The 12,887-nt window shown below is 20.5% G+C and carries 23 protein-coding genes and 2 pseudogenes; 18 read left to right on the top strand and 7 right to left on the bottom strand.

The window, feature by feature from the left end; all coding sequences use genetic code 4:
• The first annotated feature begins 78 nt into the window (after window positions 1-78).
• From AAHH39_RS07265 to AAHH39_RS07185, 17 genes are all read left to right on the top strand, one after another.
• Window positions 79-570 carry a hypothetical protein gene (locus tag AAHH39_RS07265; RefSeq protein WP_342217562.1) on the top strand — a complete coding sequence of 164 codons (492 nt, stop codon included), beginning with the start codon at window positions 79-81 and terminating at the stop codon, window positions 568-570.
• Between the two features lie 131 nt (window positions 571-701).
• Window positions 702-857: a hypothetical protein gene (locus AAHH39_RS07260; protein ID WP_342217561.1), complete on the top strand. Its 156-nt coding sequence runs from the start codon at window positions 702-704 to the stop codon at window positions 855-857.
• Window positions 858-874: 17 nt separating this feature from the next.
• Window positions 875-1,012, top strand: a complete 138-nt coding sequence (locus AAHH39_RS07255) for a hypothetical protein (protein ID WP_342217560.1) — start codon at window positions 875-877, stop codon at window positions 1,010-1,012.
• Window positions 1,002-1,184 carry a hypothetical protein gene (locus AAHH39_RS07250; protein WP_342217559.1) on the top strand — a complete coding sequence of 61 codons (183 nt, stop codon included), beginning with the start codon at window positions 1,002-1,004 and terminating at the stop codon, window positions 1,182-1,184. The genes AAHH39_RS07255 and AAHH39_RS07250 overlap by 11 nt, the downstream gene beginning before the upstream one ends.
• 3 nt (window positions 1,185-1,187) lie before the next feature.
• A complete protein-coding gene (locus tag AAHH39_RS07245) occupies window positions 1,188-1,343 on the top strand; it encodes a hypothetical protein (RefSeq protein WP_342217558.1) in 156 nt (51 codons plus the stop codon).
• 65 nt (window positions 1,344-1,408) lie between these two features.
• On the top strand, window positions 1,409-1,594 hold the full coding sequence (locus tag AAHH39_RS07240) for a hypothetical protein (RefSeq protein ID WP_342217557.1): 186 nt from the start codon (window positions 1,409-1,411) through the stop codon (window positions 1,592-1,594).
• Window positions 1,587-1,952: an ERF family protein gene (locus AAHH39_RS07235; protein ID WP_342217556.1), complete on the top strand. Its 366-nt coding sequence runs from the start codon at window positions 1,587-1,589 to the stop codon at window positions 1,950-1,952. Before AAHH39_RS07240 ends, AAHH39_RS07235 begins: the two co-directional genes overlap by 8 nt.
• A gap of 168 nt (window positions 1,953-2,120) precedes the next feature.
• Window positions 2,121-2,477, top strand: coding sequence for a hypothetical protein (locus AAHH39_RS07230; RefSeq protein WP_425288901.1), 357 nt, complete (start codon window positions 2,121-2,123; stop codon window positions 2,475-2,477).
• A gap of 101 nt (window positions 2,478-2,578) precedes the next feature.
• Window positions 2,579-2,710 carry a hypothetical protein gene (locus AAHH39_RS07225; protein WP_342217555.1) on the top strand — a complete coding sequence of 44 codons (132 nt, stop codon included), beginning with the start codon at window positions 2,579-2,581 and terminating at the stop codon, window positions 2,708-2,710.
• Complete coding sequence (locus AAHH39_RS07220) at window positions 2,703-2,861, top strand: hypothetical protein (RefSeq protein ID WP_342217554.1); 159 nt, start codon at window positions 2,703-2,705, stop codon at window positions 2,859-2,861. Before AAHH39_RS07225 ends, AAHH39_RS07220 begins: the two co-directional genes overlap by 8 nt.
• On the top strand, window positions 2,854-3,411 hold the full coding sequence (locus tag AAHH39_RS07215; protein WP_342217553.1) for a hypothetical protein: 558 nt from the start codon (window positions 2,854-2,856) through the stop codon (window positions 3,409-3,411). Before AAHH39_RS07220 ends, AAHH39_RS07215 begins: the two co-directional genes overlap by 8 nt.
• On the top strand, window positions 3,411-3,581 hold the full coding sequence (locus AAHH39_RS07210) for a hypothetical protein (protein WP_342217552.1): 171 nt from the start codon (window positions 3,411-3,413) through the stop codon (window positions 3,579-3,581). The genes AAHH39_RS07215 and AAHH39_RS07210 overlap by 1 nt, the downstream gene beginning before the upstream one ends.
• 106 nt (window positions 3,582-3,687) lie before the next feature.
• The gene (locus AAHH39_RS07205) at window positions 3,688-3,930 is read left to right on the top strand and encodes a hypothetical protein (RefSeq protein ID WP_342217551.1); all 243 of its coding nucleotides are present in this window, start codon (window positions 3,688-3,690) and stop codon (window positions 3,928-3,930) included.
• Window positions 3,930-4,124: a hypothetical protein gene (locus AAHH39_RS07200; protein WP_342217550.1), complete on the top strand. Its 195-nt coding sequence runs from the start codon at window positions 3,930-3,932 to the stop codon at window positions 4,122-4,124. Before AAHH39_RS07205 ends, AAHH39_RS07200 begins: the two co-directional genes overlap by 1 nt.
• A 133-nt stretch (window positions 4,125-4,257) precedes the next feature.
• Window positions 4,258-5,202: an IS30 family transposase gene (locus AAHH39_RS07195; RefSeq protein ID WP_342217549.1), complete on the top strand. Its 945-nt coding sequence runs from the start codon at window positions 4,258-4,260 to the stop codon at window positions 5,200-5,202.
• 451 nt (window positions 5,203-5,653) lie between these two features.
• Window positions 5,654-5,878 carry a hypothetical protein gene (locus AAHH39_RS07190; protein ID WP_342217548.1) on the top strand — a complete coding sequence of 75 codons (225 nt, stop codon included), beginning with the start codon at window positions 5,654-5,656 and terminating at the stop codon, window positions 5,876-5,878.
• On the top strand, window positions 5,863-6,360 hold the full coding sequence (locus AAHH39_RS07185) for a hypothetical protein (RefSeq protein ID WP_342217547.1): 498 nt from the start codon (window positions 5,863-5,865) through the stop codon (window positions 6,358-6,360). The genes AAHH39_RS07190 and AAHH39_RS07185 overlap by 16 nt, the downstream gene beginning before the upstream one ends.
• A gap of 154 nt (window positions 6,361-6,514) precedes the next feature.
• Here AAHH39_RS07185 and AAHH39_RS07180 read toward each other — a convergent pair whose 3' ends face one another.
• The 4 genes and pseudogenes from AAHH39_RS07180 to AAHH39_RS07165 all read right to left on the bottom strand — a co-directional run bounded on the left by AAHH39_RS07180 (window position 6,515) and on the right by AAHH39_RS07165 (window position 8,817).
• Window positions 6,515-6,745: a hypothetical protein gene (locus tag AAHH39_RS07180; RefSeq protein ID WP_342217546.1), complete on the bottom strand. Its 231-nt coding sequence runs from the start codon at window positions 6,743-6,745 to the stop codon at window positions 6,515-6,517.
• Window positions 6,746-6,784: 39 nt separating this feature from the next.
• Window positions 6,785-7,174, bottom strand: a complete 390-nt coding sequence (locus AAHH39_RS07175) for a hypothetical protein (RefSeq protein ID WP_342217545.1) — start codon at window positions 7,172-7,174, stop codon at window positions 6,785-6,787.
• Between the two features lie 80 nt (window positions 7,175-7,254).
• A pseudogene (locus AAHH39_RS07170) lies at window positions 7,255-7,536 on the bottom strand (transposase); the annotation flags it as partial.
• A 42-nt stretch (window positions 7,537-7,578) separates the two neighbouring features.
• Window positions 7,579-8,817, bottom strand: coding sequence for an IS256 family transposase (locus tag AAHH39_RS07165; RefSeq protein ID WP_342219336.1), 1,239 nt, complete (start codon window positions 8,815-8,817; stop codon window positions 7,579-7,581).
• Between the two features lie 85 nt (window positions 8,818-8,902).
• Here AAHH39_RS07165 and AAHH39_RS07160 point away from each other — a divergent pair.
• A pseudogene (locus AAHH39_RS07160) lies at window positions 8,903-9,136 on the top strand (transposase); the annotation flags it as partial.
• 173 nt (window positions 9,137-9,309) lie between these two features.
• Here AAHH39_RS07160 and AAHH39_RS07155 read toward each other — a convergent pair.
• From AAHH39_RS07155 to AAHH39_RS07145, 3 genes are all read right to left on the bottom strand, one after another.
• On the bottom strand, window positions 9,310-11,469 hold the full coding sequence (locus AAHH39_RS07155; RefSeq protein WP_342217543.1) for a hypothetical protein: 2,160 nt from the start codon (window positions 11,467-11,469) through the stop codon (window positions 9,310-9,312).
• A gap of 298 nt (window positions 11,470-11,767) precedes the next feature.
• A complete protein-coding gene (locus AAHH39_RS07150; protein WP_342217542.1) occupies window positions 11,768-12,004 on the bottom strand; it encodes an HMG-box domain-containing protein in 237 nt (78 codons plus the stop codon).
• A 102-nt stretch (window positions 12,005-12,106) separates the two neighbouring features.
• On the bottom strand, window positions 12,107-12,883 hold the full coding sequence (locus tag AAHH39_RS07145) for a hypothetical protein (RefSeq protein WP_342217541.1): 777 nt from the start codon (window positions 12,881-12,883) through the stop codon (window positions 12,107-12,109).
• Between the last annotated feature and the right edge of the window lie 4 nt (window positions 12,884-12,887).

Below are 12,887 nucleotides of genomic sequence, written 5' to 3'. Positions count from 1 at the left end.
TAAAAATATATATAAGCCTTTTATCACTGTAGGTGATAAGGCTTATACGTAAAAATACGTATTAGAAAGGAATATTATATGCCAAATATTAGTTTAGATTTAAAAAGTAAAATACAAGAAACAAATAATGGTGGAATATTATTAGAAATTGGTGAATATGAAACATGATTTCCTAAACAATTTACTACTATTAATAATCAAAATCAAAAAATAATAATAAAAATAATTGAAGATTTTAATTATAAATTAGGTAAAAAATCAATTACAAAAGATATTGAAAGTATTAAAGGTAGTGAAATTTTAAAATATATTAAAAATATTCCAAATATTACTACTACTGAAAATGAATTAATATCTTGTGAATTTTATGAAGAATATAATGGTTATTATATTTTTAAAAATAATAATAATCAAAAATTTTTTAAATATAACATTACATGAGAAAAAGATATGAAAAGTTTTAAAATAAATAATCCATATAAACATAATGATTTAGCAATAAATTATATTGTTACACCAATGAAAGATATAAATACTCATAATGAAAAAATATTTTATTTAAAGTATTAAAGGAAATTAAATATGTTATTAAATGTTGAAAAAATAGAATTAATTAAAAAATTATGTAATGAAAAATTACTTAAAAATAAAAAATATATTGAAATACAAGAAATATTAAAAATTATAGAAAGGGATTAAAAATGGAAGAAAAAGAAAAGAAAGAATTAATAGAACAAAAAATCAAAATAGCAAAAGAACATCAAAAAAAGTGATTAAAAATAAAAATAATTATTACTTTAATTTCAACTTTAATTGGATTAATAATTTTATTAATTACTGTAAGTAAATATTCTTAATTAAAGGAGTAATATAAATGCTTAATTTAAAAGAAGATAAAAGAATATATAAAATATTTGGTTCATGTGATATATGTAATAAAAATTCATCATTTGCAAATAGAACTTGTAATAAATGTTTTTATAAATTAATAGGTGAAAAAAATGAAATGTAATATTCATAATGAAAAATATATTTGAATTAGTGAATTAGATAATAGTTATTATTGTAATAAATGTATTAATGAAATGATTGAAGAAGATATGTATTTAACAAGTGAGAATTGAGATTACTTATATGAATATTATATTAATGAATTACAATTAGAAAATTTTAAAGGAGTATAAAAAATGAATCAATTAGAATTACAAAATGCAATGAAATTAATAGAAAAATTTGAAGAATTACAAGAAGAATTTAATAGTAAATATGAAGATTTAGAAATTGAAATTGATAATGATGGTGATTTAAAATTAATTGTGATTATTTTAATTATAAAAATGTAAATCAATTAGAACAAGTAATTATTGATTATAAAAGAATTATTAAAAGTTAAAGGAGATGAATATAAATGGTAGCAGCAGCACTTAAAAAACATCAAGATAAATTATTAATTAAAAATTTAAAAATTCGTCTTACTAAAAATGACCATTATGAATTAAAAACATATTGTTATGAAAGAAATATAACTATGAATGATTTTGTAAGAGATTTAATTAAAAATGCAATAAATAGAAAGAGTGATAAAAATGAATAATTTATATAAAAAAATACTTAAATTACAATTAGAAATTGGTAGTACACCTAAAAATGGTTTTAATAAATTTGGTAATTATAAATATTGATTATTAAGTGATATTTTTAATAAATTTAAATTATTATGTAAAGAATTTAATATTGTTATTACACATGAAGATATATTAACAACTGATAGAAAAATTAATTATTTAGATAAAAATGAAGTAGAAATAACTTATTTTAAAAGATATACAATTATTGATTTAGATAATGATAAAGAAAGTAAATATTTTGATATATTAGCTTGTGCTAAAAATACAGATGTAGCAAAAGCAAAAGGTAGTGCAGAAACTTACTTTAATTTTGTAGAAAAGTAATGATACATGGTAAAGTGTTATTTTTAGAGAATTTTTACACTAAATAATGTTACTTTTAACAAATTTTTAATTAAAAATAATATTTTAAGTGTAAATTGATGAATAATTTTTGGTCATCCATACTTTTCTACATAATTAAAAGAAACTTATGCTTATAGATATTTTTTAATGAATTTATTATTATTAAGTGAAGATGAACTTGACCCAGATAATGTTAATGTAATTCAAAATAATAATAAACAACAAAATAATTATATTAATAATATCAAAATACAAAATGAAAAATGAGAACCAAGTGAAAAACAATTAGATTATTTTGAAAAATATATGATTACAAATACAGTTTTATTTGATGAATGTATAAGAGAAGATATGGAAAGATTAAATCCAAGTAATAATAAAGATTTTTTAATATTAATGGGTGAAAATTATTTAAAAACTTTATTTGATAAATTTAAAAAAATTCGTGAAAGATTTAAAAATTTAAAAACTAATAATAAAAATGAGTATAGAAATTATGAATAAATGTAAATATTGTAAAAAAAGAACTTGATTAAGTAAATATTGATGTATGAATTGTTTAGAAATATTAGTTATGAATTTAAATAAAAATAAGGAGAAATAATATGAATAAAGAAAAATTACTGAATAGATTATTACAACAAAAAAGAAATGGTATGTACTGTGAGATATGGGAACCAATTAATACAGAGTGACTATATAAAGCCATAGAAAATGGAGACTTTGATAATGAATAAAGAAAAATTAAATAATTATTTAATAAATGAGATTAATAAATATTATAAATTACCAATAGAAGAAGCATTAAAAAATTATAATTTATCAGCACAACATACTTTAAAAATAATTTATGAAAAAATTAAAAATGGTGAATTTGATAATGACTAATTATTTACTTTCAATTGACCCAAGTATTAAAAATACTGGATTTACTTTATGAGAAAAGAAAATATATTGTGATACATATACATATATATGAAAACCAATATTAATTAGTAGTTGTAGTTTTAAAAAAAATGGTATTGATAATTTTAATAGAGACATGCATTATGTTGTATATGGAACTTTAGAATTAAAAGATGAATTAACTAATTCTAAAAATAATTTTGATTTAATTATTGAACGTGGTACTTTTCATAGTAAAAATGGAATTGGTTATGAAACACAAGAACATTTACGTGGTTTTATTGCTGGACAATTTAATAAATTATTAACAAAAAATATGTTAATTAGTCCAAGTGAATGAAAGAAATGATATAAAAATAGACCTTTTGGAGCATATTGAGATATTAAAAATGAAAAATGAACAAAAGAAACATCATTAGCAATGGCACAAATCATTATTTCAGAAAATGAATGAAATTTTAATATTACTAATCATGATGAAGCAGATAGTTTATTAATTGGTTGATATTATTTAAATAAGGAGAATAAATAATGTTTATGAATTTTAAATTAAAAAAAATAACAAAAATTAATAAATTATTAGATGAAAGAGCTTCTTTTTTACATATGTATTTACTTTATAATAATGAACAAATAAAAAAAGATGTAACTATTATTTATTTAAATAATTATTTAAATAAATTAAATAAGGAAAATAAATAATGTTAGAATTATTATCTTTAATAGAAGATTATAAAGACTGTAATTTTTATAATAATTATTTAATTTATAAAATAATGAATTTTATTATAAGAAAGGATAATAAATAATGAAAAAAGAAAATATAGAAAAAATAAAAATTATTGAAGAATTGATTTATTTAGAAAAGAAAAAATTTATTGAAAATCCTACTATTTTAAATTATAAAAAAATGGAAAAAAATATTGATGAATTAAAAAAAGTTAAATGAAATATTGAAATATTTGAAGGTATGAAAAAAAATATTATTTTTGAAGTAAATAAATATGAAATTTTTAATAAAATAATTAAAAATAATAAGGAAGTAAAATAATGCAAAAACAAAAAGAAGAAAAAGTATTACTTAAATGTATTGTTAAAGATTGTAATAGTAAAGTATTAGTTACTTTAAAAACTATAAATATAGAAGATAGTGTAATTCAATTTTTTAATATGTGTTATTTTCATAAAAAACAATTTAAAAATAAAATAAAAGAAATTAAAAATGAATTTAAAAATAAGGAGTAAATAATGAAAACCAAAGAAAAAATTATAAATATTAATAATATTACTAAACCTGAATTGTAAAATTAAAAAGGACACTTATATAAAAATTAAATTGTGTTAATTCTATAATTAAGAAAAGAAAGGAATTAGCACAATGTATAAGTATCTGACTATTGAATCAATAATAGCAATAAAAGAATATAAAAGTTATGGATTTTCGATTCGTAAAATAGCAAAAGCCATTGATTATAGTAAATCAACTGTACATAGAGTTTGTAGATTATTAAATCAAAACTTATTACCATTAGAAATATTGAATAAAATTCAAAAAAATAAACAAAATGCAGGTAGAAAATTAATAATTTTAACTTTAATAGAAATTAATACTATTAATCATTTGTTAATTACTAAAAATTATGCTCTTGATATAATTGCTAATTTTTTAAAGGAAAATAAAATAAAAAGTATTTCAACAAAAACTTTATATAACATGTTTAAAACAAATCGAATGGGTTTTGATGAAAATAACTTATTGAGAAAAGGAAAAAATAAACCTCACAAACAAAAAGAAACTAGGGGCAGAATTAATAATTGTAAGTCTATTCATGAAAGAAATTTAATCATTCCTAATATTAAAAATATAGAAGAATTTGGTCATTTAGAGGGTGATACTATCATTGGTAAAGATCATAAAAGTTCTATTATTACTTTAGCTGATATATGATCAAAAACCACAATTCCTTTAGCAACTAAAAATAATAAATCAGAAAATATTACAAAAAGTATAATAAAATTTATTTCAAAGTTACAAAAAGGAACAGTTAAAACTATTACTTTTGATCGTGGTAAAGAATTTAGTAAATGAAAATTAATCGAAAAAAATTGTAATGTTAAGATTTATTTTGCAGATCCTGGTAAACCTTGTCAAAGAGGTTTAAATAAAAATAATAATGGTATTTTAAGAAGATATTTACCAAAATCTACAGATCTATCTTCATATAAACAAAAAGATTTAAATACTATAGCATTTCAAATTAATTCTACACCCAGAAAATCACTATCTTATAAAAGACCAATAGATTTAATACAATTATTTTAAAAAACTGTCCCATTTATATTTACAATTCAGGAAATATAAAAATGATATTGAAAATTTATATAATGATGGAATTAAAATTATAAATAATTTACAAAATAATAATTATATAAATAAAATTGATTATGAAATTATATCTACTATTTTAAGAATGTTTAAAACACAAGAAGATTTAATTTGTAATATTTCTATAAAACATAATAAAGAAGAATATAAATAATTATTAAATTATCTATATTTAATATAGAAAATATGATATAATTAATAAAGAGAAGTTAACCCGTTTCTAATTATTTATAACTTCTCTTTTTTGTATTTTAATTTATAATATTAAATATAAATAATAATATTTTGAAACGGGTTAGGTTATATAATAATGTCAGAGTGATGAAAATATTTTTTTGGATTTTTAGGTGTTTTAGTTACAGTTTCGGGAACTATATTAGTTACATGAATGAAAATAAAAGATTATAAAAATGAAAAAAATAAAGATAGAAAACATGAAATAAAAAAAATTAAATTAAAAAGTAGAGAAGATATAGCATTAATGTCCTTATTAGTATTATTAGAGCGTAGAATAAATAGAAAAAGAATTAAATTAAAAAATAATGGAAATCATATAAAAGAGTGAAAAAAATTAAGAAACAAAAATAAGGAGAAAAAATGAAAAAAGAAATAATGATAAATAAAAAAAGAATAGATTGATTTCTAGGAGCAATAATAGATATAGTTATAATTGAAATAGCTGAGAAATATCTAGATTTACTAAAAAAAGATAAAGGAAAAGATGTTCCAGAATTAATTTTAAATTATTTAGATAAGTCGGTTATCTTAACGAAAAAAAATATAAAAATTAAAAAATATAAAAACAAAATTAATGATTTTTCTGAAAAAGAAATAAATGATATTCATATTTTTTTAGAAAAAAATACAAAATACAAAAATTTATTTGAAGAATTAAATTTTATTTTCAATTTCATAAAAAATGAAGATTTACAAATTGATGTTTTTAATTATTGATATAATAACTTCTTTTTAGATTGAAAAAATAATGAATTTAAAAAAAATAGAGAACAACAAATTAATAACAATTCAATAATAAATAAATTTATTACTAAATATAAAACAAATAATAATTATCTTACTATTAATAATACATAAAAAAAGTTACCAATTAAGGTAACTTTTTAATTAGGTGCCAACCTAAGTTTAAATATAAATGAAATAACTTGACATCTATAACTTACCTTTTCTAACCCCTTAGGTAAGTATTTTAATATTATACATTAATATTTAAGATTGTGGGGAAATATTATTAAAAAGTAATACTTGTAAAAATAATTACTTCTATAAAAGATAAAATTGATAATATTAAGAATATAATACCAATAATGGTTTTTTTTTCTTTAAAATTTATTTTTTTATTTTTTTCGTAAGATTTACAGAATAATAGTATCCCAGGTATTAAAGTAACCACTAAAAACAAGGCTCCTATTATTGATAATTTAATTGCTAAGATTGGACTTATAGTTGCTAATAATAACATAAAATTATTCCTTACTTTTTTTGTTTTATTATAACATAATTATCTAGGATTAAATACTATTTTTGAAATAGTTAATTTATAATATTTATAATATCTTATGTATTGTATTATCCCTAAAACTAATTTTTCACTAAATATACCAAGTTCTAATTGCATAATATTAGGTAATAATTGTATTTTTCACTTAAATTCTTTATCAAATAAATCACAAAAACCTAACATTGTATCTTTTTGATTTTCAATGCTTTGGGTAGTAATATTATCTTCAATTTTACTTTGCATATAAGTACTTTCAATACTATATAAATTATATTCATTTCTATCAATTTTTATCCCTATTTTACCATTACCATAATATCCAGCAAATAATCCATGATATGTAATATTATTGTCTTCGTAATATTTTAATTTTAATGGATTATTATACATTGATAAATCTTTTAAGTCTTTTGAAAAAACAAAAGTTTGGAGGCTTTTTAGAAATCTGTGTATCTTTGTTTTACAAAGTACTAGTTCAGATTAATTCTGTCTTCAAATTTTATCATAAAATGAGCAATTGCTGTATTTCAATTTTGAATAGGCAATGTTCATTTTTTTGTTATATTTTCAATTGCTAAATAAAATATTTTAAAAACTGACATATCATTAGGAAAAGCTTTTTTGTTTCTAATAACTTTTCGTAATTGACTATTAACAGATTCAATAGCATTTGTTGTATAAATTACTCTTTTGATTTCTGCAGGATAACTAATAAAAATCATCAAATTTTCTCAATTTTTATATCAAGATTTGAGGCTTTTTAGAAATCTGTGTTTCTTTGTTTTACAAAGTTACTAGTTCAGATTAATTCTGTCTTCAAATTTTATCATAAAATGAGCAATTGCTGTATTTCAATTTTGAATAGGCAATGTTCATTTTTTTGTTATATTTTCAATTGCTAAATAAAATATTTTAAAAACTGACATATCATTAGGAAAAGCTTTTTTGTTTCTAATAACTTTTCGTAATTGACTATTAACAGATTCAATAGCATTTGTTGTATAAATTACTCTTTTGATTTCTGCAGGATAACTAATAAAAATCATCAAATTTTCTCAATTTTTATATCAAGATTTAGCAATTTGGGGATATTGTTTATTTCATTTACTTTCAAATGATTCTAAAGCTTGCATTGCTTGTTCTTCACTACATGCACTATAAATTGGTTTTAAATCTGTAACTAGAGTTTTTCGATGTTTGTATGAAACATATTTTAAACTATTTCGAATTTGATGAACAATGCATAATTGATGTTCTGTTTTAGGATAAACTGCTTGTATTGCTTCTGACATGCCTGTTAAATTATCACTACAAGCAATCAAAATATCATTTAAGCCTCGATTTTTCATTTCTGTGAAATTAGCTAATCAAAATTTAGCACCTTCATTTTCACTAATTCATAAGCCTAAAACATCTTTTTTACCTTCTAAATCAACTCCTAATGCTATATAAACTGATTTATTAATAATCCGTTTATCTTGTCGTACTTTAACTACTATACAATCAAAATAAATAATCGGATAAACACTATCTAATGGTCGATTTTGTCATGCTTTGAAATCATCAATAACATCATCAGTAATTTGACTAATAACACTTTCACTAATATCTGCACCATGATATAACTCTTGTAATTGCATTCTAATATCTGATAATGTCATTCCTTTTGCATATAACGAAAGAACTTGTTGATCAAAGCCATCAAATCTTCTCTGTCTTTTTGGCACTATTACAGGAGTAAAACTACTATTGCGATCTCTTGGTACATCAATTTCAACTTTACCTTGTTGAGTTATTAATTTTTTTGAAGTTGTACCATTACGAATATTATCACTATTACTACGTTGATTTTTATCATATCCTAAATAAGTTTGCATCTCAGAATTCAACATTTTTTCTACTAATCTTTTTGTTAATTCTTTATATAAACCTCCTTCTTTAAAAACTGTTGTTAAATCTTCAGTATTTTCTAATAATAAATCTACTGCTTTTGATATTGGATCATTATTATTAAAGTTATCTTTTTTAGCCATATGTAACTCACTCTTTCTAGTCATTTAATTATATTTACTAGAATTAATTAAACACAGTTATTTTTGTAAGTCACACAGATTACTAAACATTACCCACTCTTTAAGCAAAAAAGGCTGTCCTTATGATAATGCTGTTGCTGAAGCAACTTTCAAAACTTTTAAAACCGAATTTATTAATGATAAAAATTTTACATCATTAATCCAATTAAAATTAGAATTATTTGATTATATCAACTGATACAACAACATAAGAGTCCACAGCACTTTAAACTACCTAACTCCCACTAAATACCAAGCACAAATGTCTACCAAAAAATAGTCCTAAAAAGGGTTGCCATTCCAAACCAACAAATAATTACTTCATACCTACAAATTCAACACTTACAAACACTATTTTATAAAAAATAATAAAAGGTTACTTTAATTGTCCACTTTTCTTGACAAGTTCAAGGTTCTTTTTTATTTGTTGTTAGTTAATTATGATAATCTGGTTTATACACCAGCAATAGCACATGATCCAGCAATAATTCCTAAAACTGCAGAACTAATAGTTCCAATTACCGGAATTGGAGCGATTACAGCAGCATTAATACCTACTATATTTGCACAATTTCAATTTGATACATTTTCTAAATCTGTAACTCTTTTATCCAAATCATTAATTTGTTTTTTTATAGATTCAAAATTAGTAGTTAATTTTTTAATGTTTTGACTATTTTTTATAATTTCTAAATTTTGTTTCAATTGATGTTTTCAAATATCTAAATTCGTTAATTGTTGATTTTTTCAAGCATTTTTTTGTTGTAATGTAAAGGTAGGTAAATTTTGTTTAATATCATCATCTACTCTTATTTTTCAAGCATTTACTTTATCATGTCAATCATTTATTAAATGAAATTCATTTTTCATATAATCAAATGATGAGATTTTATCATCTAATATGATAAAATCTTCAGTTAAGTTTCTTTTTTGAGTATTATTATACATTCTATTTTCCGTAAGACATTTTCATTGATTTCCTTCATAAAATTTTGTTCTTCATGGTTCTGTTGAAAAGATTTGAATTAAATATACATTTTCATAATTGATGCCATTTGATAAATCATATTTTTTAATAATATCTTGCATTGAATTAGTACCATTAATATTAATTTCTAGAATTTTTTTATCAAAGTCGTTTATTAAAGTAATGCTATTGTAAAGTGTTGCTTTTGAGTTTAATTTTATTCCATCAAAATATAAATGAAAAATATTATTATTTTTTGAAAATATTATTTTTTTATTTGTTGTATCTAATCCTATTCCGCCTTTATATTCATTATTATAACCTAAAAATTTAATAGTATCTTGAATTGAAAAATTAATATTTATTCAACTGAGTCTATAATATTTATAAGAATTTTTTTTAACATTTATGGTTGCTGTTTTATCAGTAATTTTATTAATAGTTATATCTTTAATATCTAAATCAGAATTTTTAGATTTAATTTTATTTAAAATTGTTTCAAAATCATTATTTTGAATTTCACCTAAATTTTCATTTTTAATTACATAACCTAATCTTTTTATTTGTTCCCTATCGTTACATTCTGTACATAAAGGACTAACATTAATTAATTCAGCATTACCATCTTTTGTATATCCTTTAATATGAATTCGTAAACCATTATTATAATTTAATGTTTTATAAACTTTATCAATTCAATCAAAATTATTCCAAATTAGCTCAACTAAAGTATCAGCTACATAATCATAATGAGATAAATAAAGAAAAAAATCTTTAGCATTTTCTCGATTATTATTTCTTAAATCTAATCACTTTTCACGAGAAATTCCTAAATAAGTATGTCAAAGAGGATCGCCACTAACACTACCATATTGTATAACATCTAAATCTTTTTGATCAATCGTATTAATATAATTTTTAAGTGGTTTTGGATTATTGTTACATTCTGTACATAAAGGACTAACATTAATTAATTCAGCATTACCATCTTTTGTATATCCTTTAATATGAATTCGTAAACCATTATTATAATTTAATGTTTTATAAACTTTATCAATTCAATCAAAATTATTCCAAATTAGCTCAACTAAAGTATCAGCTACATAATCATAATGAGATAAATAAAGAAAAAAATCTTTAGCATTTTCTCGATTATTATTTCTTAAATCTAATCACTTTTCACGAGAAATATGTAAATAAGTATGTCAAAGAGGATCGCCACTAACACTACCATAATTAATACTATCTTCATTTCATCTATTATTTTCAATTTTATTTTGAAATGATAGATAATAAGGATCCCAATATGAATCTCTTTTAACTCTATTTCTACTTTTTTCATGACGATGTTTGTGAGTACTTGTTTCTAATTCTGGGTTTGCTAGTGAATCTAAGTATGTTTGATAAAAGGGATCAATATTTTGTTGTGCTTGTGGGTCATTTAAATTATATGGTTGATAATTAGTACTTGAGTTTATAAAACTCATATCTTGGTTTATTGATTGTAAATTAGTATTGTTGCTAGCTCAATCTTTAATATTTTTATTGTCAATTGATTTAGCATTAATACCTTGTGTTTTATCATTAAAAAGTGGAGCGCTTAGTACTCACAATTTAAATCAATAACTTGGACTAAAATATTTCATAATTTTGTTCTCCTTTGAAAGTAAATATAAAAATATTTACTTTCAAAACAAAGCAATCAATTAAAATATATATATGTATGTTTTTATTTATTTATATTTTCGTATTGTTTTAATTGCTTCATGACTTCAATTTCATTTTTATCAAGATAAAAATGTATTATTTCTTAAATAGTTTACCATCATATGAATTATCTCAAGTTGTTGTTGTTCCTGTGTTTGTTCTTGAATTGTTGTTTGTAATTTTGCTGTTTTTTCGAGACTTCTCAGAAATCTGTGTAACCCATCCATAATTTGCAACTTAATTTTGTAAATTTACACAGATTTCAGGAAAGTCCCCTATATTTTTATTATCTTCTGCTATTTTTACATATTTAGATTTCTCTTCGCTTGTCATTTCTTTTCAATGATTACCAATCAATTTTGCAATTTCTGCAACTTTTGATTCAAGTTCAGGATTTTGTTGAATAATCTCTCCTCTTTTTTCTTTACTAAAAAGCATATAAGCATTCATTGGTCTTTTAATTTTATGCGACATATTTTTACCCCCTAATCTTTTCAAGATATTTCGTTAGATTTATTACTATAATTTTACATGATTTAAAAATTAGTTTTTCATATACTTATTTTTAGAAGAAATCTATCCATGAGAACGTAATTTTTCATGTTTTTGTTTATTATACAAATCTATTCAAAATTTTAATCTTTTAATGATTTCTTTATTAAGAAATTTGAAATCTTTTTGAAAAATTATTTTAATTCTTGAATTATCACCATTAGTTATAGTTCTAAATTTATTACAATATTTAAAATTAAATCTAACTTTACCTGGATTTTTTCCTGCTACAAAAACATCATTATTATAAATTTCTTTTAAATTACCATTTGGTATACACATAAGTGCAATATTTAAAATATCTAAATCTTTTTTATCATATAAGATTGTTATTAAATATGTCAAACATATTTTTTCTTCAATATAATCTTCTACTTTTTTATTATAAAATGGTGGCAAGTGAGGTTTATATCTTTCAGTTCTACCGGTAGTTGTTATAAAGGTACTTTGATAACTAGTTTGATTATTACCAACAAAAATAGTATTTGTATAATCACCAATATTATCAGTAGTTACTGTTTTAATATCAATATGAATATAAGCATTATATGTTTCAAAAAATAAATCTGAACCTATAGGTGAAGAATTTGGCTGACCAAATTGATTAAATAATCAATAAAAAATTCTTTCCGAACCTCTTGCAAAATCTGATGTTTCTTTACCTAAAAAATCAATTCAATCACTCCTTATATATTCTTTCGTATTAAATCCTTCAAACATTTTTTCTTTTTCTAACATTAATAAAAAATATATTTGTTTTAAATATTCTTGTTCTCAAAATTCAATTTCTGTCATATTCATCATT

Source organism: Spiroplasma endosymbiont of Amphimallon solstitiale (assembly GCF_964030965.1).
In the GTDB taxonomy this organism is placed as follows: domain Bacteria; phylum Bacillota_I; class Bacilli_A; order Mycoplasmatales; family VBWQ01; genus Spiroplasma_E.
The sequence above is the reverse complement of the archived record's forward strand: the minus strand, read 5'-3'. Positions and strand labels throughout refer to the sequence as shown.